Below are 16,864 nucleotides of genomic sequence, written 5' to 3'. Positions count from 1 at the left end.
CCCTCGCCTCAGTGCCGGTCCACCCACCGCAGCGCCAGCAGCGCCACTGTCAGGTAGAGCGTGCCCGGCACCAGCGCCGAGATGATCGGTGGCCAGGTATGCAGCAGGCCGACGTGCGAGAACAGCGTGTTCGACAGGTGGAACGACAGCCCCAGCATGATGCCGCCGAACACTTTCACGCCGACGGCGCCGGCGCGCGCGTGCAGGTAGGCGAAGGGCAGGGCCAGCGCCACCATCACGAACAGCGTCAGCGGGTAGATCACCTTCTTCCAGAAGGCGATCTCGTAGCGCTGCGTGTCCTGCTTGTTGTCGCGCAGGTGGCGGATATAGCGGAACAGGTCCAGCGTCGACATCCGCTCCGGCGTTACCAGCAGCACCGACAGGATCTGCGGCGTCAGCTCGGAATGCATGGCCACGCGCGGGAACTTGACCTGCTCGGCGCGGAAGTCCGGGGCCAGGCCGTCGCGCGCGGGCGCGGCGGGTTGGGCGGGTGCCGGCTGCGCGCCATGGGCCGGAGCCAGCTCGATAAAGCGGGTCTCGCTGACGTTCTGAAGCTCCCAGGACTGGCCCCCCTGGTAGCGCCCCTCCTGCGCCACGCGGATCACGCGCAGGCGGTATTGCGGGTCGAACTCATAGATGGTGATGCCGGTGATGGTCTGGTCCGGCCGCAGCCCCGCCACGTTGACGAAGCGGGTGATCTCGCCACCGCCGGCGGCATCCTTGTCGCGGTCCTTGACCCAGACCCCGGAACGGAAGTCCGACGACACCGTTGCGCCGATCGCCTCGAGCTTGACCTTCTGCGCGAACTGCTCGGCGCGCGGGCCGATGAATTCGCCGAAGATAAAGGTCACCAGCGCCAGCGGCACCGCCAGCTTGAACAGCGAGAACAGCGCCTGGCGCGTGTTCAGGCCGGCCACGCGGAAGATGGTGAACTCGGACTGGCTGGCCAGCTGCGAGAACACGTAGATCGCGCTGATCAGCACCGCAATCGGCAGCACCTCGTACACCCGCGTGGGCGCCTGCAGCAGCACGTGGAACAGCGCGATCAGCGAGGTGTACTTGCCCTTGACGCTCTCCAGCTCGCTGAGCATGTCGAAGAACACGAACAGCGACAGCACCGCGAACAGGATGAAGGCGAACACGCCATAGACCAGGCGGCCGAAGTAGCGTTCATAGACGCGCAGGATCCTCATGCCCGGCCTCCGGTGGCCGCGCGCGTGCCGGTATTGCGCCGGCGCAGGCCGAACACGGCGCGCCAGCCGCCCAGGCTGCGGTTCTGGCGGTAGCGGAACAGCAGCAGCGCCCCCAGCAACACCACCAGGTGGATCGGCCACCATGCCAGCCAGAACGGAAGCGCGCCGGAGCGCACCCAGGACTGCGACAGGTTGATCAGGTTGCTGTAGGTCAGGTAGATCAGCACCGCGAACACCAGCGGCGTGTAGCGTCCCAGGCGCGGGTTCACATAGGCCAGCGGGATCGCGATCATGACGAAGTTGAAGGCCAGGATCGGCAGCGAGATGCGCCACAGCAGCTCGCCCAGGTTCTCGCGCGTGGGATTGCGGATCAGGTCGATGGTGTCGCGGCTCTTGGGCGGCTGGTCGGCCTCGGACTCGGGCGGCTTGTTGTCCACCTTGACCGCATAGCGGTCGAACTCCACGATGCGGTAGTCGACCTGGCCGGGCGTGCCCGAATAGCGGCGGCCGTTTTCCATCACCACCAGGCGGTCGCCGTTGGGCATGGTCTCGAACTGGCCCTGGTGCGCCAGCGCCACGCCGATCTTGTTGGCTTCGGCGTTGGCCACGAAGACGTTGCGCGCATGCTTCATGTCGGCGTCCATGCCCTCGATGAACAGCACGTAATTGGCCTTGGCGGGCTCGATGAAGCGGCCGGCGGCGATCATCGACATCACCCCGCGCTGCTCGAAGCGGTCGCGGAACAGCGTGCTCTGCTGGTTGGCCCAGGGCCAGGCGAACATGCCCAGCAGCAGCGCCAGCACGATGAAGGGCGCGGCGAACTGCAGCACCGGCTTGACCAGGTCGCGCAGCGAGATGCCGGCGGAGAACCACACCACCATTTCCGAATCCTTGTACCAGCGCGTCAGCACGATCAGGGTGGAAATGAACAGCGTGGCCGAGAGCAGGATCGACAGGTAGCCGATGGTGGCCAGGCCGATCAGCATCAGCACGTCGTTGGGGCTGGCCTTGCCATTGGCTGCCATCCCCAGGATGCGGATCACGAGCGACGTGAGCATGAAGGTCAGCATCACCAGGAACACCGCCCCGGCGGTGTAGGCGAGCTCGCGTCGCAGGGCTTGTTGAAGGATCATGCGGGTTCGGTTCCGGGCTGCCGGCCGGAGCGGGCGACGTGCCGCGCGAGGTGCCTGGCAGAACGGCAGGCTGGCGGCACAGCGTGCCGGCAGCGTGGCCGGGGCGTATCAGCGGCGGCAGGTCGCGGGGTAAAAATCGCGGATAATGGAGGCTTTCGTGTCTAACGAGCCCCTGGAAGGAAGCGCGATGGAATTTAGCACAAAAGCCCTGGATTGGAGCAAAGCCGGCCAAAATGGTTTCCTGGCGACCAAGACCGACTGCCTCGTGGTCGGACTGTTCGAAGGCCAGAACCTGGCCGGCGTGGCCAAGGCCCTGGATGTGGCCACCAAGGGCTTGGTGGGCCGCCTGGTCAAGCAGGGCGACTTCGAGGGCAAGCGCGGCACGCAGCTGATGCTGCACGAGGTGGCCGGCGTGGGCGCCGCGCGCGTGCTGCTGGTGGGCCTGGGCAAGGAAGCCGATTTCAGCGACAAGGCCTTTGCCGACGCGGTCCGGACCGCCGTGCGTGCCTTGTCGTCCACGCGCGCGGCCACGGCCCTGTGGTGCCTGGCGCAACAGGCGCCGCAGCAGCGCGACGTAGCCTGGGCCATCATCACCACCATCACCCTGGTGCGCGACGCCGGCTACCGCCTGCTGGAACGCCATCCGGGCCTGAAGCGCAACAACGCGCAGAATGCCGCCAACGGCAAGCCCAACGGCAGCGACAAGCCGTCGCTGCGCAAGGTCGTGATCGCGGTCGACAGCGGCGACGCCCGCGCCGCCACCCAGGCCGCGGTGCGCGGCACCGCCATCGCCAACGGCATGGAGCTGACGCGCGACCTGGGCAACCTGCCGTCCAACATCTGCACGCCGACCTACCTGGCCAATACCGCCCGCGGCATTGCCAAGCGCCATAAGCTCAAGGCCGAGATCCTGGGCCGCAAGCAGATCGAGGCCCTGAACATGGGCGCCTTCCTGGCCGTGACCAAGGGCAGCGAGGAGCCGCCGCAGTTCATCGTGCTGCGCTACGACGGCGCCGGGGCCAGACAGGCGCCGGTGGTGCTGGTGGGCAAGGGCATCACCTTCGACACCGGCGGCATCTCGCTCAAGCCGGGCGAGGGCATGGACGAGATGAAGTACGACATGTGCGGCGCCGCTTCGGTGCTGGGCACGATCCAGGCCGTGGCCGAGATGGGGCTGAAGCTCAATGTCGTCGCCGTGGTCCCGACCTGCGAGAACATGCCCAGCGGCATCGCCACCAAGCCGGGCGACGTGGTCACCAGCATGTCGGGCCAGACCATCGAGATCCTGAACACCGACGCCGAAGGCCGCCTGATCCTGTGCGACGCGCTGACCTACGTGGAGCGCTTCAAGCCGGCCGCGGTGATCGACGTGGCCACCCTGACCGGCGCCTGCATCATCGCGCTCGGCCACGTCAACAGCGGCCTGTATGCCCGTTCCGACGCGCTGGCCGACGGCCTGCTGCAGGCCGGCCGCCGCGCCATGGACACCGCCTGGCGCATGCCGCTGGACGACGAATACCAGGACCAGCTCAAGTCCAACTTTGCCGACATGGGCAATATCGGCGGCCGCCCGGCCGGCAGCGTCACCGCGGCCTGCTTCCTGGCGCGCTTCACCGAGAAGTACGACTGGGCCCACCTGGACATCGCCGGCACCGCCTGGAAGAGCGGCGCGGCCAAGGGCGCCACCGGCCGCCCGGTGCCGATGCTGGCGCAGTTCCTGATGGACCGCGCGGCCTGACGGCGGCGGTCAAGGCAAGGAGCATCGACCGTCCATGACGCGCATCGACTTCCACAGCAACGTGCCGGATGTGCCCGGCTATGTCTGCCGGCTGGTCCGCAAGGCCTACGGCGCCGGGCAAAAGGTGGTGATCCATGGCGCGCCGGCGCAGCTGGCGGACCTGGACGCGCGCCTGTGGACGTTCTCCGCGCTGGATTTCCTGCCGCATTGCGGGCTGGAAAGCCCCAATGCGGCGGTCACCCCGATCCTGCTGGCCGCCACCACCGAAGGCGTGCCGCACCACCAGCTGCTGATCAACCTGGCGGACGAGGCCCCGGAGCAGTTTGCCAGCTTTGAACGGCTGATCGAGGTGGTGGGTGCGGGCGACGCCGCGCGCGAGTCCGGCCGCCGGCGTTACCGCTTCTACCGCGAACGCGGCTATCCGCTGACGCACCACGACATCGGCCAGCCCAAGGGAGACGCCGCATGAGCGAACGCACCACCTCGCGGGTGATCCCGCGGCCAGGCCCGAACGACAGCATTCCGCTGCTGACCGAGGTTGTTGAACTGCCGGATGCAGAGGCCGCGCCACAAGACGGCGTGATCGATACCTTCGGCATGGACGATTCCGGGCTGGTGATGCAGGTGGGCGATACCGGCGAGCCGCCGGTGCCGCCCGCCGCGGACGCCGACGCCCGCGATCCGGGCGAAGACGACCTGCGCGCCGTCCGCACCGAGCTGCTCAGCCGCGTGATGATGCGCTTTCGCACCGAATGGCCGCAGGTCGTGGCCGCCCACACCGAAGCCACGCTGCAGTCGCGGCTGGCGCCGCTGACGGCGCAACTCGCCAGCGAGCTGACGCAGTCGCTGGAAGCGCGGCTGGTCGAGTGGCTGGATGCGACGCTGGAGGAGATCGAGAAGACGCCGGGGGCGGACTGATGGCTTGCTCCCCTCTCCCGCTTGCGGGAGAGACCGCCGCATGCGGCCCATGCCGACTTGCCGTACCAGGAACCAGTACTACAGTGGTTGATACTCGGCATGACGCGCAGTGTGGCCGCGTCCCCTCTGGTGCACATTCTGTCGCCCGTGGGAGAGACTGGCTCCGGCAGATGACATTCGGCTTGTTTGGTGAGCGTTGTTAGCTTCCCGCTAGGTAGGTTTGTTTCCATTTTTGTGTCTACCGGGCACGTTGGCGCCGAGCCTTCCGAGCAAGAGGAGGCCGCAGATGAAAACGCTACCGATATTGGATGAACGCGCCACCGGCATCGACGTGGGCAGCCAGAAGTTGCACGTGTCCATCGCGGGTGACACGCCACGGGTCTTTGGCACCATGACCCAAGACGTGTCGATGCTGATCAACTGGCTGCGTGATGAAGGCGTGCGCTCGGTGGCCATGGAGGCGACCGGGGTGTACTGGCTATACCTGTACGGCGCGCTCGAGGCCGCCGGCATCACGGTTCTGGTGGTCAATGGCCGGCAGGTACGCAATCTGCCCGGACGCAAGACCGACATGGCCGACTGTCAGTGGCTGGCCACGCTGCATGCGCACGGTCTGCTGCACTCCGGCTTCGTGCCCCCGGCCGCCATCCGCCGGCTGCAGGACTATTTGCGCCTGCGCCAGGATCACATCACGATGGCCGCTAGCCACGTGCAACACATGCAAAAGGCGCTCGAGCGCATGAACATCAAGTTCCATGCGGTCATCAGCGACCTCACCGGTGTCAGTGGGCTCAAGGTCATCGAGGCCATCCTGGCCGGTCAGCGCGATCCCGCCTGCCTGCTGACGCTATGCGACGTGCAAATCCGCAAGCACAAGGCCGATCGGGTCAAGGAATCGTTGCGCGGCATGTGGAAGGACGAACATCTGTTTGCCCTACGCCAAGCCTTTGAGGGGTGGCAGTTCTACCAACACCAGATCGCCGAATGCGATCGCGCGATTGAACAGGTGCTGCACGAGCTCAGCGGCCCGCACCGTGACGACGATCCGGCGGCCTCGCCGGCCAAGCCGGGTGGCACGCATACGCCCAAGATCGACGGCCTGCACCGCATGCTGCTGCAACTGTGCGGCGGCAATGATCCCACCCAACTGCCGGGGCTGGCCGACTACTCGCTGCTGCTGGTCATCGGCGAGGTCGGCACCGACTTGAGCCGTTGGCCCAGCGAAAAACACTTCACGGCGTGGACCGGGCTCGCCCCCGGCGCCCATCAGAGTGGCAAGCGCCATGGCCACCAGTCCCGCCACCGCAACCGCACCGGTGAACTGTTCTGCCACATGGCACGCAGCCTGGCCAACAGCGTAGACAAGGCCCTGGGCGGCTTCTATCGCCGCCTCAAGGCCCGCCGGGGCGGACTCATCGCCAACAAGGCGCTCGCCCGCAAGCTCGCTGCCTTGTTCTGGCAGACCATGGTCAAGGGCGCAGACTACGTCGAAAAAGGCCTGCGGCATTACCAGGCCCGCGCCGCGCAGTCCGAACAGTGCGTACTGCGCAAGCTCGCGCTGAAACATGGTCTGGCTCTCGTGCCAGTAAAAACAATGGGTTAGCGAAGGTTCCTAGGTAGGGGCAGGGGGTGAGGGCAGGCACTGGCATACCGACGCGCAATACTTCGTCGACGCTCCGGCCCTCACCCCCACCCCTCTCCCACTTCGCGGGAGAGGGGTGCGTCTGCCAGGGGCGGCGGTACTGCATGCGCTCTGCAAATTGAAAAGCCTGCGATCGCTCGCAGGCTTTCTGACATCTGGCGCACCGCAATCAGTCAGTCACCGCGCCCTTGCTGGCCGTCGACGCCAGCTTAGAGAACTTCGCCAGCACGCCGCGGGTGTAGCGCGGGGCGGGCTGCTTCCAGCCGGCGCGGCGCCGGGCCAGCTCATCCTCCGGCACGTTCAGCTGCAGCAGCAGCTTGTGCGCGTCGATGGTGATCGAGTCGCCTTCCTGCACCAGCGCGATGGTGCCGCCCACGTACGCTTCCGGCGCCACGTGGCCGACCACCATGCCCCAGGTGCCGCCCGAGAAGCGGCCGTCGGTGATGAAGCCGACCGACTCGCCCAGGCCCTTGCCGATGATGGCCGAGGTCGGGGCCAGCATTTCCGGCATGCCGGGGCCGCCCTTGGGGCCCAAGTAGCGCAGCACCAGGATGTCGCCGGCGTTGATCTTGTCGGCCAGGATGGCGTCCATCGCGCTCTGCTCGTCCTCGAACACGCGGGCCGGGCCGGTGATGACCGGGTTCTTCAGGCCGCTGATCTTGGCGACCGCGCCTTCTTCGGCCAGGTTGCCCTTCAGGATCGCCAGGTGGCCTTCGGCATAGAGTGCCTTGTCGATGGGCAGGATCACGTCCTGGTCGGCGCGCGGGGTGTCGGGCACGTTCTCCAGTTCTTCAGCCAGCGTGCGGCCGGTGATGGTCAGGCAGTCGCCGTGCAAGAGGCCGGCCTTGAGCAGGATCTTCATGACCTGCGGGATGCCGCCGGCGCGGTGCAGGTCGGTCGCCACGTACTGGCCCGATGGCTTCAGGTTGCAGATCACCGGCACCTTGCGGCGGATGCGCTCGAAGTCGTCGATGGTCCATTCGACCTCGGCGGCGTGGGCGATGGCCAGGTAGTGCAGCACGGCGTTGGTCGAGCCGCCCGTGGCCATGATCAGCGCCACCGCGTTCTCGATCGACTTGCGCGTGATGATGTCGCGCGGCTTGATGTCCTGCTTGACGGCTTCCACCAGCACGCGGGCCGATGCGGCGGCGCTGTCGACCTTTTCCTGGTCGGGGTTGGCCATGGTCGACGAATACAGCAGCGACATGCCCAGCGCCTCGAACGACGAACTCATGGTGTTGGCGGTGTACATGCCGCCGCACGAGCCGGTGGACGGGCAGGCGTTCTGTTCCACGCCCTCGAAGTCTTCCTCGCTCATGCGCCCGGCGGTGAACTCGCCCACGGCCTCGAACGACGACACGATGGTCAGGTCCTTGCCCTTCCAGTTGCCCGGCCTGATGGTGCCGCCGTAGACGTAGATGCCCGGCACGTTGATGCGCGCCAGCGCGATCATGCCGCCCGGCATGTTCTTGTCGCAGCCGCCGATCACGACCACGCCATCCATCCACTGGCCCTGCGCCGCGGTCTCGATGCAGTCGGCAATGACTTCGCGCGAGATCAGCGAGTACTTCATGCCCTCGGTCCCCATCGACATGCCGTCCGAGATGGTCGGCGTGCCGAACACCTGCGGGTTGGCGCCCGATGCCTTGATGGCATCGATGGCGGCATCGGCCAGGCGCTGCAGCCCGGCGTTGCAGGGGGTGATGGTCGAGTGGCCGTTGGCGATGCCCACCATCGGCTTGTCGAAGTCTTCCTTCTTATAGCCGAGTGCGTAGTACATCGAACGGTTGGGGGAACGTGCCACGCCTTGCGTGATGTTCTGCGAACGCTTGTTGAATGCCATGGTGGGAGTCTCCGGGGGGATCTTCAGTGCCGCTGCGCGCCGCGCCCGAAAGCCGAACGCGCGGCGGCGATGTTGTGCGCCAAAGAATGACGCTTGCGTTTTGGAGTGTCAAATATATTATTTGACCTTTATTGAGTCGAAAAACATATCAGGAGCCATATTGGACCTGCGCCAGTTGCGTTACTTCGTCACGGTGGCGGAAGAGTTGCATTTCGGCCGCGCGGCGCAGCGCCTGTCGATGACGCAGCCGCCCTTGTCGCAGCAGATCCAGGCGCTGGAAGAGGAGATCGGCGTGCAGCTGTTCGCGCGCACGCGGCGCTCGGTGGCGCTGACGCCGGCCGGCCAGCAGTGGCTGCCCGAGGTGCGGCGCGTGCTGGCCGATGCCGCGGCGCTGCCCGGGCTGGCGCAACGGCTGGCGCGGGGCGAGCTGGGGTCGCTGTCGCTGGCCTTTGTCAGCACGGCCGACTACGGCATCCTGCCCGACCTGCTGCGCCGTTTCCGTGCCCGCCACCCGGAAGTGCAGCTGCAGTTGCGCGAGGCCACCAGCGACGTACAGCTCGAAGCGCTGCTCGACGGCAGCATCGACGCTGGCCTGGTGATCCGCCCGCAGTTGCCGGCCATGCCGCACGGCCTGTCCTACCTGCCGCTGGTGAGCGAGCCGCTGGTGCTCGCGGTGCCCGACGGCTGGCAGCCGGCGGGCGACGGCACGATCTCGTTGCGCGAGGCCGCCCACGAGCCGCTGATCATCTTCCCGCGCCGAAGCGCGCCGGCGTTTTATGACATCATTACGGGCTACTATGCGCGCGAGGGCCTGGTGCCCGCGGTCGCGCAGGAAGCCATCCAGATGCAGACCATCGTCAGCCTGGTGTCGGCCGGCATGGGCGTGGCGCTGGTGCCGGCGTCGCTGTGCAACCTTCGCCGCACCGGCGTGTCGTACCTGGCGCTGCGCGAGGCCGGTCCGCAGATCGAGACCGGACTGGTGTGGCGCGATGGCGCGTCCGCCGGCGTGGCGCCGGTGCTGCGCTCGTTCATCGATATTGCGACCGCGCTCGCGCACGAAGCGGGCGCAGCCGGGCTTGCCGGTCGCTGACCTTACGAATGTCACCGAGGCCACCGACAATACGCGGGCCGCGGCCTTCTCAACCACCATTCACGCCAACATGCTGATTCATCCCCAGTTCGACCCGGTTGCCATCCACCTGGGCCCGCTTGCCATCCGCTGGTACGGCCTGATGTACCTGGCCGGGTTCATCATGTTCCTGTGGTTCGGGCGCCTGCGCATCCGCCAGCCGCATATCGCGGCCAGGGGCTGGACCACGCGCGACCTGGACGACATGCTGTTCTTCGGCGTGCTGGGCGTGATCCTGGGCGGGCGGCTGGGCTATGTGCTGTTCTACAAGCCGTCGTACTACCTGTCCCACCCGGTCGAGATCTTCAAGGTATGGGAAGGCGGCATGGCCTTCCATGGCGGTTTCCTCGGCGTGGTCGTGGCGATGTGGCTGTTTGCCAGACTGCGCCGGCGCCACTGGATGGAGGTGACCGACTTCATCGCGCCGATGATTCCCTGCGGGCTGGCCGCCGGGCGCATCGGCAACTTCATCAACGGCGAGCTGTGGGGCCGCGCCACCGACCTGCCGTGGGGCATGATCTTCCCCCAGGCGGGCGACAATATCCCGCGCCATCCGTCGCAGCTCTATCAGTTTGCGGGCGAAGGCGTGGCGCTGTTCATCATCCTGTGGCTGTTCGCGCGCAAGCCGCGGCCGATGGGCGCGGTATCGGGTGTATTCCTGATCGGCTACGGCGCCTTCCGCTTTGCCGCGGAGTTCGCGCGCGAACCCGACAACTTCCTGGGCCTGCTGGCGCTGAAGCTGTCGATGGGCCAGTGGCTGAGCCTGCCGATGATCCTGGCCGGCATCGCCATGGTGATCTGGGCCTACCGCCGCCAGCCCGGCGCCGGCGCACCGCAGCCGGCGGCCTGAGCGCCCGCTCCGACTGCGCTATTCGCCGGCGCGGCGCAGGGCCTCGATGCGCGCCTGCGTTTGCGGATGGGTCGACATGAAGTCCTGGCCGCGCTGCGGCTCGGCGTCAGACGCCGCACCGCGCCGGTTCTCCAGCCTGGCCAGCACGTCGGCCAGCGCCGCGGGCGGCAGGCCGTTGCGCCGCATGACTTCGATCGCATAGGCGTCGGCCTCGCGCTCGTGCTCGCGTGAATAGCGCAGCGTCAGCATGGCGGCCGGCACGCCGGCCAGCACCGACGAGATATCCCCGAACAGGTAGGCCGACAGCGCGGCCAGCGCCGATCCCTGGATCACCTGCTGCAGTCCGTGGCGCCTGGCCACGTGGCCCGCTTCGTGGGCCAGCACGCCCATCATGCCGGGCCCGGTGCCGGCCAGGCTGACCAGTTCGTCGGTGACCACGATGGTGCCGCCCGGCAAGGCCAGCGCATTGGCGCCGATTTCTCCGCCCTGGCGGAACAGGATCTGGTAGTCGTGCCCGGCATCGGGCGGGCGCCGCAGTGCCGCGAAGCCAGAGCGGATGCGCTGCTGCTCCGCGGCCGGCAACTGCGTCGGCTTGACCACGCCGTTGTCCAGGCTTGCCAGGGTCAGCTTGCCGAGATGGGCCTCCAGTTCGGGCGGCACCGCACGCGCCATCAGGCCCGCGCCCCAAGGCAGCAACACGTAGTAGCCCAGCACCAGTACCGCGACCAGCGCCGCCACGGCCAGGCCGGCCAGGCGCCAGCTGTTCTGTGCGCGCGCCACCAGGCTGTCGCGGTGGCCGGTGGCGGCCAGCATGTGGTCGAAGGCGGCGTGGTCGGCGATCTCGCAGAAGGCGCCGTCGGCAAAGGTGACCAGCCGCGGCGCGCGGCGCACGCGTTCGGACACGCGCAGGTCCGACAGCGGCGCGCGCCGCAGCTCGCCGCCGGACGCGTCGCGCAGCACGGCCTGCTGCGCCTCGACGGCCAGGGTGGCCGGGTGCGCGCGCGACGAGCGGCCATCGTAGAAGGTGACTGGGATCATGGTGCTGGCGCGGTCAGCGCATGGTGCCTCAGAGCGCGATGTCGATGTCGTACCAGTCTACCGCCGCATCGCCCAGCGCCCCCACTTGCTGGGCCTCGCCGGCCACGAAGCTGTCGAGCGGACCGGCCGCCAGCATGCTCACGCATTCCAGCCGGTAGCGTGCCGAGCGCACCCGCGCGAACGGCAGGAACAGGCCCAGCGTCAGCGCGGTCGCGATCAGGTTGGTGACGAAGATAAACACCATGCGGGCCGCGCCGACCTCGCTGCGGAACGCATGCGGCGCCAGCGTGGTGTGGCTCCATACGACGTTCTGCAGGCGTGCCGTCACGTAAGGGCTGACCGCCAGCAACGCCAGGTAGAAGCCGCCCACGCCCAGGCCGAATGACAGCATCATGCCCGCCTTGCCTGATGCGGTTGCACCCAGCATGAGGCCGGCCAGCGCCGCCACCGCCACCAGTGCAACCATCACGCCGAAGGCGCGCAGGTAGATCCCGTAGAAATCGCCCGCGCCGGCGTCGAAGGCAAACGGTGCGGTGCCAAAACGGGTGTGGTTGTGCTGATAGCGCTTGAAGCGCTGGTGCGCCACCGGCCCCAGCAAGCCCAGCGTGGCCACTGCCGCCAGCGGCCACAGCACGAACACCTTGTACGCCTCGGCATCGCCGCCGGTGAAGGCGAAGCGCAGGCCGCGGTAGCTGGAGTTGGCCATGCGGAAGCGCAGCGAACGCACCAGCAGCAGCGGGAACAGCGCCAGCAGCGCGACCAGCATCGCCAGCGCAAGGAAGGGCGAGAAGGTCGAGGCGAACTGGAAGGCGAACACCAGCGCGAACACGATGGCGCGGCCTTTCAGGATCGCCGACGGCTTGCCGTGGTAGTCGAAGCTGGCGCCGTCGAGCCGCGTATTGCGATAGAAGTACTGCAGCGTGCGGACCTTGGCCCAGGCCGAATAGATGCCGAACGTGACCAGGGTCAGCAGCACATTGACAATCCAGATCCGGAAGTACTCCGAGCCCGATCCGGTAAAGGTCAGGGCCTGTGGCCGCGGTGCGGCATGGCGCGGTCCGGCGGGGAAGACCGCGTCGTCTGCCGGAGTGCCGGCCGAGGTGAAATCGCTGCTGCCTGCTTGCATGGCGGGAGCTCCAGGTGAGTTTGGACAACGACGGTAAAAGACAGCAATCCTTGCCGCAGTTTCAGAAATGCAACCACATTAATCGGGGCATTTGCGGCGACGCGCTCACATTCTCGCACCGATAAATAGCGGACACGGCACAATCTGCATACGCCATTGCCGCCAGGCAGGTTCCCCCAGCGCGAATGTGGGAAAACCCTCGTAACACGCTAGAAACATCCTGTTACACTGGTCTCATTCTGTAACAATTTTTCGATGCGTGCCATCAATGAAATCAGGGACTTAGTCCCGCTGGCACGCAAATCGCTATGGATCTTGTTACAAGATGAGCGGCAAGCCACAGTCGCCACGGTAGCGCCAGGGGGGAGTAGGCCTGTGGGGTCAAGGGTCACTTGCCGCGCTTCACGAACCTATACGGGCACGGGAAAATCCGCGCGTTCAGCGCGTTTCAAGGGGTGGTGCAGGGCCAGCGCCAGGTAATCCATGGACCCACGCGGCGGGCGCTCACGGTGACCGTCTGCGATGAAACAGCAGTACTGGCAGTTCTTTTCAGGCGCGGGCGTTTCCTTGCGGGGAGGCAGGGAAACGCCCGCCGCACCTCGCGCCGTATCTCCTTTCTTCTCCGCGGTTCTTTCCACGACAAGCAGCGCCACGCCAGTTTTCCGCATGGTTGCAGCGCAGCATCGAAATCCCTTGTACCGTTCGCGCCCTAATCCATAATTATGAATTATGGCGAACGGGGCGCATCGGCTCCCGCAGCCGGATCCTGATCAGCGAGCCGGCCACGCCAACGAGACCCGGGGGGAGCATGCGCATCGTCCAGCAGGCGTTGTACCTGGAAGTGGCAGACCGGCTGCGCGCCATGATCGACGCGCATCGACTGGTGCCGGGCGCATGGATAGACGAGAGCGCGATGGCCGAAACGCTGGGCATCTCGCGCACGCCGCTGCGCGAGGCGCTCAAGGTGCTGGCCGCCGAAGGCCTGGTGCGGCTGGAGCCGCGCCGCGGCTGCTTCGTCAATGAACTGTCCGAGCAGGACCTGGACGAGATCTTCCCGCTGATGGCACTGCTGGAAGGGCGTTGCGCCTATGAGGCCGCCCGCAACGCCACCCGCGCCGACCTGGATGCGCTGGACGGCCTGCATGCCGACCTGGCGCGCTACGCGCAGGCCGGCGATATCGACGCCTACTACGAGACCAACGCCCAGATCCATGAAGCGATCCAGCGGCTGGCGGGCAACCGCTGGCTGACGGGGCTGATCAGCGACCTGCGCAAGGTGCTGCGGCTGTCGCGCCACAAGAGCCTGAAGCTGCCGGGCCGGATCCAGGAATCCTGCGCCGAGCATCTGTCGGTGTTTGCCGCGCTCAAGGCCCGCGACCCCGAAGGCGCCGAGGCGATGATGAAGACCCACTTGCTGCGCCAGCGCGGCGCGCTCAGGACGCTGGATGCCGGCGGCGGCGCCATGGCGGCACCGACGCAGGCTGTGCGCGCGCCGCCGGCGTTGCGCGTGGCGGGCGGCGATGAATAGCCCCGCGACGCCATACCACGCCAGTCCGATGTTGTTCCCACGTTCCGATCGATGCACCAAGGCAGGTACCGCATGAATTCCTTCGACACGGGTGACCAGAAGATCAGTGCGCCGCTGGGCGAGAGCGAGCCGTCGGGCTCGAATATCCTGTCGCGGCTGGGCCGCTGGTGGGGACGCAAGGGCGAGGGCGACGCCAGGGCCAATGGCAAGTCCGCCGTGGCCACGCCGGCCGATGGCGAGGCGCCGCTGCCGCCGCGCGTGGTCCGCCGCCAGCGCGAGCAGCTGCGCCTGTGCTTCGACGCGCGCCTGACCGACGGCGCGGCCAACGCCGCGGCGCAGGCCTGGCAGGCCGAATACGAAGCCGCCGGCGAGGCCAGCCGGCGCGGCATGCTGGCGGTGCTGGCCGAGGTGGCCGGCAGCGGCAGCGAAGAAGGCTCGGCCGACACCGACAAGGGTGCGCGCGGCGCGCGCGCGCAGGCTGGGCCGTCGGGCCTGAGCCAGGCACTGTCCAACGCGCGCATCCGCTTTTTCAAGCGGCTGGCCGCGCTGCACGGCCAGCGCGGCAGCAGCGCCTGCGGCCTGCATTTCCTGATCCAGCTGCGCGCCGACATGCTGCGCTGGCAGCGCCGCATGCCCGGCCTGCGCCCGCTCGACGAGGACCTCGAGGCGCTGTTTTCCAACTGGTTCGACGTGGGCCTGCTGGAGCTGCAGCCGATCACCTGGGACTCGCCCGCGTCACTGCTGGAAAAGCTGATCCGCTATGAGGCCGTGCATGAGATCGCCTCATGGACCGACCTGCGCAACCGCCTGGATTCCGACCGTCGCTGCTACGCCTTCTTCCACCCCCGCATCCCGCGCGAGCCGCTGATCTTTGTCGAAGTGGCCTTCGCCCCGGAGATGGCGGCCGATGTCCATACCTTGCTGGATGAGGCCGCGCCGCTGGAGGACCTGCGCCGCGTCAAGTGGGCAATCTTCTATTCGATCAGCAATACGCAGGCGGGCCTGCGCGGCGTCAGCTTCGGCAATTTCCTGCTCAAGCGCGTGATCGAGGAAGTGCAGCGCGAATTCCCGAAAGTGAAGCAGTTCGCCACGCTGTCGCCGATCCCGGGGTTTGCCGACTGGCTGCGCAAGCAGGACGGCGATGCCGTGGCGCGCGTGCTGGGCGACAAGCGTGTGGCGCGCTGGCGTGAGCGCCACGGCGACGTGCCCGCCGACGGTGCGGGGTGGCTGGAGGCACTGGCGCCGGATGCTGCCGATCCCATGATCCGCGACACCGCCATGACCCTGGCCGCGCATTTCCTGGTGCGCGAGCGCAACCAGTCGATGCCGGCCGACCCGGTGGCGCGCTTCCACCTGGGCAACGGTGCTTGCGTGGAGCGGCTCAACTGGGGCGCCGACCTGTCGCGCAAAGGCCGCAGCCAGAGTTGCGGCATGATGGTCAATTACCTTTACGTGCCCGAGGCGCTGGATGACAATCTGGCACGCCTGGGCGCCGGCAACCCGCGCATCAGCCGCAGCGTCGGGAAGCTGCTGTGACCCTGGTCCGCTAGTCCGGTCACGGGGATCGCCCTCGCACCCGCGGCGCCTCGCGCGCCGCGTTCTTTTGTCGGGACCCATGTCGTAGAAGCAAAGCCAGCCGCGCGGCGCACCTGTGCAGGTGCGTGCGGCACATCAGATTGACTTTCCGGAAGAGAGAGGAGACCACAACATGAATCGTCGTCAGTTCAGCCTGGCCGCATGCGCGCGCGCCGCGGGCATGGTCCTGGGCCTGGCCGGCATCAGCGCCGGCGCCATGCTTGCGGCCCCCGCCGCGCTTGCCGATACCTGGCCTGCCAAGCCCGTTACCGTGATCGTGCCGTTCCCCGCCGGCGGCGGCACCGACGCTTTTGCCCGGCCGCTGACCGCGCAGCTGTCCAAGCAGCTCGGCAAGCAGTTCGTGATCGACAACCGCGGCGGCGCCGGCGGCACGGTCGGCGCCAGCATCGCGGCCAAGGCCGCGCCGGACGGCTACACGGTGTTTATCGGCGGCGCCCACCACGCCATCGCGCCGTCGTTCTACAAGAAGCTGGACTACGACATCGAAAAGGATTTCATCCCGGTCACGGTGATCGCGCAGCCGCCGCAGGTGGTGGTGGTCAACCCCAGCCGCGTCAAGGCCAACACGCTGCAGGAGCTGATTGCCTACGCCAGGGCCAATCCCGGCAAGCTGAACTACGGTTCGGCCGGCAACGGCTCGTCGCATCACCTGGCCGGCGAGCTGTTCAAGCTCCAGACCAAGACCTTCATCACCCATATCCCGTACAAGGGCGCGGGCCCGGCGCTGTCGGACCTGATCGCGGGCCAGGTCGACCTGATGTTCGACGGCCTGGGCTCATCGGCGCAGCATATCCGTGCCGGCCGCATCAAGGCGCTCGCAGTGGCTTCGACCAAGCGCTCGGCCGCCTTCCCCAATGTGCCGACCGCGGCCGAGGCCGGCGTGCCCAACTTTGACGTGTCCACCTGGTATGCGATGTGGGTGCCCAAGGGCACGCCCAAGGAGATCGTCGACCGGCTTTACGCCGAAACCGAGAAGGCGCTGAACACGCCGGATCTCAAGCAGGTCTGGCTCAACAATGGCTCGGAGACGCCCGCCTTCACCCAGGAACAGTTCGCGCAGTTCCAGCGCGCCGAGATCCGGCGCTGGGCCCAGGTGGTGCAGCAGTCCGGCGCCACGATCGACTGACGGG

15 protein-coding genes are annotated in these 16,864 nt (G+C 67.4%); 9 read left to right on the top strand and 6 right to left on the bottom strand.

The window, feature by feature from the left end:
* Positions 1-8: 8 nt before the first annotated feature.
* Both lptG and lptF read right to left on the bottom strand, forming a co-directional pair.
* Complete coding sequence (lptG, locus tag ACREYQ_RS13040) at positions 9-1,193, bottom strand: LPS export ABC transporter permease LptG (protein WP_432258000.1); 1,185 nt, start codon at positions 1,191-1,193, stop codon at positions 9-11.
* On the bottom strand, positions 1,190-2,326 hold the full coding sequence (gene lptF, locus ACREYQ_RS13035) for an LPS export ABC transporter permease LptF (RefSeq protein ID WP_432257999.1): 1,137 nt from the start codon (positions 2,324-2,326) through the stop codon (positions 1,190-1,192). Before lptF ends, lptG begins: the two co-directional genes overlap by 4 nt.
* A 187-nt stretch (positions 2,327-2,513) precedes the next feature.
* Between lptF and ACREYQ_RS13030 the strand changes: the two genes are divergently transcribed.
* From ACREYQ_RS13030 to ACREYQ_RS13015, 4 genes are all read left to right on the top strand, one after another.
* Positions 2,514-4,064: a leucyl aminopeptidase gene (locus ACREYQ_RS13030; protein ID WP_432257998.1), complete on the top strand. Its 1,551-nt coding sequence runs from the start codon at positions 2,514-2,516 to the stop codon at positions 4,062-4,064.
* Positions 4,065-4,098: 34 nt separating this feature from the next.
* On the top strand, positions 4,099-4,533 hold the full coding sequence (locus ACREYQ_RS13025) for a DNA polymerase III subunit chi (RefSeq protein ID WP_432257997.1): 435 nt from the start codon (positions 4,099-4,101) through the stop codon (positions 4,531-4,533).
* On the top strand, positions 4,530-4,982 hold the full coding sequence (locus ACREYQ_RS13020) for a hypothetical protein (RefSeq protein ID WP_432257996.1): 453 nt from the start codon (positions 4,530-4,532) through the stop codon (positions 4,980-4,982). Before ACREYQ_RS13025 ends, ACREYQ_RS13020 begins: the two co-directional genes overlap by 4 nt.
* A 286-nt stretch (positions 4,983-5,268) precedes the next feature.
* Positions 5,269-6,585, top strand: coding sequence for an IS110 family transposase (locus ACREYQ_RS13015; RefSeq protein WP_432257995.1), 1,317 nt, complete (start codon positions 5,269-5,271; stop codon positions 6,583-6,585).
* A gap of 208 nt (positions 6,586-6,793) precedes the next feature.
* Here the strand turns inward: ACREYQ_RS13015 and ilvD are convergent, their stop codons facing one another.
* Positions 6,794-8,467, bottom strand: a complete 1,674-nt coding sequence (gene ilvD / locus ACREYQ_RS13010; protein WP_432257994.1) for a dihydroxy-acid dehydratase — start codon at positions 8,465-8,467, stop codon at positions 6,794-6,796.
* Positions 8,468-8,627: 160 nt separating this feature from the next.
* On the opposite strand from ilvD, the gene ACREYQ_RS13005 reads away from it, so the two are divergent.
* Positions 8,628-9,557 (top strand): LysR family transcriptional regulator, encoded by a 930-nt coding sequence (locus ACREYQ_RS13005; protein WP_432257993.1) that lies wholly within the window; start codon positions 8,628-8,630, stop codon positions 9,555-9,557.
* 70 nt (positions 9,558-9,627) lie between these two features.
* Entirely contained in the window at positions 9,628-10,446 is an 819-nt protein-coding gene (gene lgt / locus ACREYQ_RS13000) for a prolipoprotein diacylglyceryl transferase (protein WP_432260417.1), read from the top strand.
* A gap of 18 nt (positions 10,447-10,464) precedes the next feature.
* Here the strand turns inward: lgt and ACREYQ_RS12995 are convergent, their stop codons facing one another.
* The 3 genes from ACREYQ_RS12995 to ACREYQ_RS12985 all read right to left on the bottom strand — a co-directional run bounded on the left by ACREYQ_RS12995 (position 10,465) and on the right by ACREYQ_RS12985 (position 13,263).
* Positions 10,465-11,484 carry a M48 family metallopeptidase gene (locus ACREYQ_RS12995; protein WP_432257992.1) on the bottom strand — a complete coding sequence of 340 codons (1,020 nt, stop codon included), beginning with the start codon at positions 11,482-11,484 and terminating at the stop codon, positions 10,465-10,467.
* A 28-nt stretch (positions 11,485-11,512) separates the two neighbouring features.
* Positions 11,513-12,610, bottom strand: a complete 1,098-nt coding sequence (locus ACREYQ_RS12990; protein WP_432257991.1) for a YjgN family protein — start codon at positions 12,608-12,610, stop codon at positions 11,513-11,515.
* Between the two features lie 410 nt (positions 12,611-13,020).
* Positions 13,021-13,263: a hypothetical protein gene (locus ACREYQ_RS12985; RefSeq protein WP_432257990.1), complete on the bottom strand. Its 243-nt coding sequence runs from the start codon at positions 13,261-13,263 to the stop codon at positions 13,021-13,023.
* 155 nt (positions 13,264-13,418) lie between these two features.
* Between ACREYQ_RS12985 and ACREYQ_RS12980 the strand changes: the two genes are divergently transcribed.
* The 3 genes from ACREYQ_RS12980 (at position 13,419) to ACREYQ_RS12970 (ending at position 16,860) form a co-directional block, all read left to right on the top strand.
* Complete coding sequence (locus ACREYQ_RS12980) at positions 13,419-14,138, top strand: GntR family transcriptional regulator (protein WP_432257989.1); 720 nt, start codon at positions 13,419-13,421, stop codon at positions 14,136-14,138.
* 72 nt (positions 14,139-14,210) lie between these two features.
* A complete protein-coding gene (locus ACREYQ_RS12975) occupies positions 14,211-15,674 on the top strand; it encodes a malonyl-CoA decarboxylase domain-containing protein (protein WP_432257988.1) in 1,464 nt (487 codons plus the stop codon).
* Positions 15,675-15,846: 172 nt separating this feature from the next.
* Positions 15,847-16,860: a Bug family tripartite tricarboxylate transporter substrate binding protein gene (locus ACREYQ_RS12970; RefSeq protein WP_432257987.1), complete on the top strand. Its 1,014-nt coding sequence runs from the start codon at positions 15,847-15,849 to the stop codon at positions 16,858-16,860.
* Positions 16,861-16,864: the final 4 nt, after the last annotated feature.

Origin of the sequence: Cupriavidus sp. TMH.W2, assembly GCF_050847365.1 — a bacterium.
GTDB lineage: Bacteria > Pseudomonadota > Gammaproteobacteria > Burkholderiales > Burkholderiaceae > Cupriavidus.
This window is presented reverse-complemented; position numbering and strand designations above follow the sequence as displayed.

What these genes read in the sequence shown, in the direction of transcription:
- lgt (WP_432260417.1), top strand. Translation starts at nt 9,628, where the DNA reads ATGCTGATTCATCCCCAGTTCGACCCGGTTGCCATCCACCTGGGCCCG.
- ACREYQ_RS13030 (WP_432257998.1), top strand. Translation starts at nt 2,514, where the DNA reads ATGGAATTTAGCACAAAAGCCCTGGATTGGAGCAAAGCCGGCCAAAAT.
- ACREYQ_RS13025 (WP_432257997.1), top strand. Translation starts at nt 4,099, where the DNA reads ATGACGCGCATCGACTTCCACAGCAACGTGCCGGATGTGCCCGGCTAT.
- ACREYQ_RS12980 (WP_432257989.1), top strand. Translation starts at nt 13,419, where the DNA reads ATGCGCATCGTCCAGCAGGCGTTGTACCTGGAAGTGGCAGACCGGCTG.
- ACREYQ_RS12975 (WP_432257988.1), top strand. Translation starts at nt 14,211, where the DNA reads ATGAATTCCTTCGACACGGGTGACCAGAAGATCAGTGCGCCGCTGGGC.
- lptF (WP_432257999.1), bottom strand. Translation starts at nt 2,326, where the DNA reads ATGATCCTTCAACAAGCCCTGCGACGCGAGCTCGCCTACACCGCCGGG.
- ilvD (WP_432257994.1), bottom strand. Translation starts at nt 8,467, where the DNA reads ATGGCATTCAACAAGCGTTCGCAGAACATCACGCAAGGCGTGGCACGT.
- lptG (WP_432258000.1), bottom strand. Translation starts at nt 1,193, where the DNA reads ATGAGGATCCTGCGCGTCTATGAACGCTACTTCGGCCGCCTGGTCTAT.
- ACREYQ_RS13020 (WP_432257996.1), top strand. Translation starts at nt 4,530, where the DNA reads ATGAGCGAACGCACCACCTCGCGGGTGATCCCGCGGCCAGGCCCGAAC.
- ACREYQ_RS12995 (WP_432257992.1), bottom strand. Translation starts at nt 11,484, where the DNA reads ATGATCCCAGTCACCTTCTACGATGGCCGCTCGTCGCGCGCGCACCCG.
- ACREYQ_RS12990 (WP_432257991.1), bottom strand. Translation starts at nt 12,610, where the DNA reads ATGCAAGCAGGCAGCAGCGATTTCACCTCGGCCGGCACTCCGGCAGAC.
- ACREYQ_RS13015 (WP_432257995.1), top strand. Translation starts at nt 5,269, where the DNA reads ATGAAAACGCTACCGATATTGGATGAACGCGCCACCGGCATCGACGTG.
- ACREYQ_RS12970 (WP_432257987.1), top strand. Translation starts at nt 15,847, where the DNA reads ATGAATCGTCGTCAGTTCAGCCTGGCCGCATGCGCGCGCGCCGCGGGC.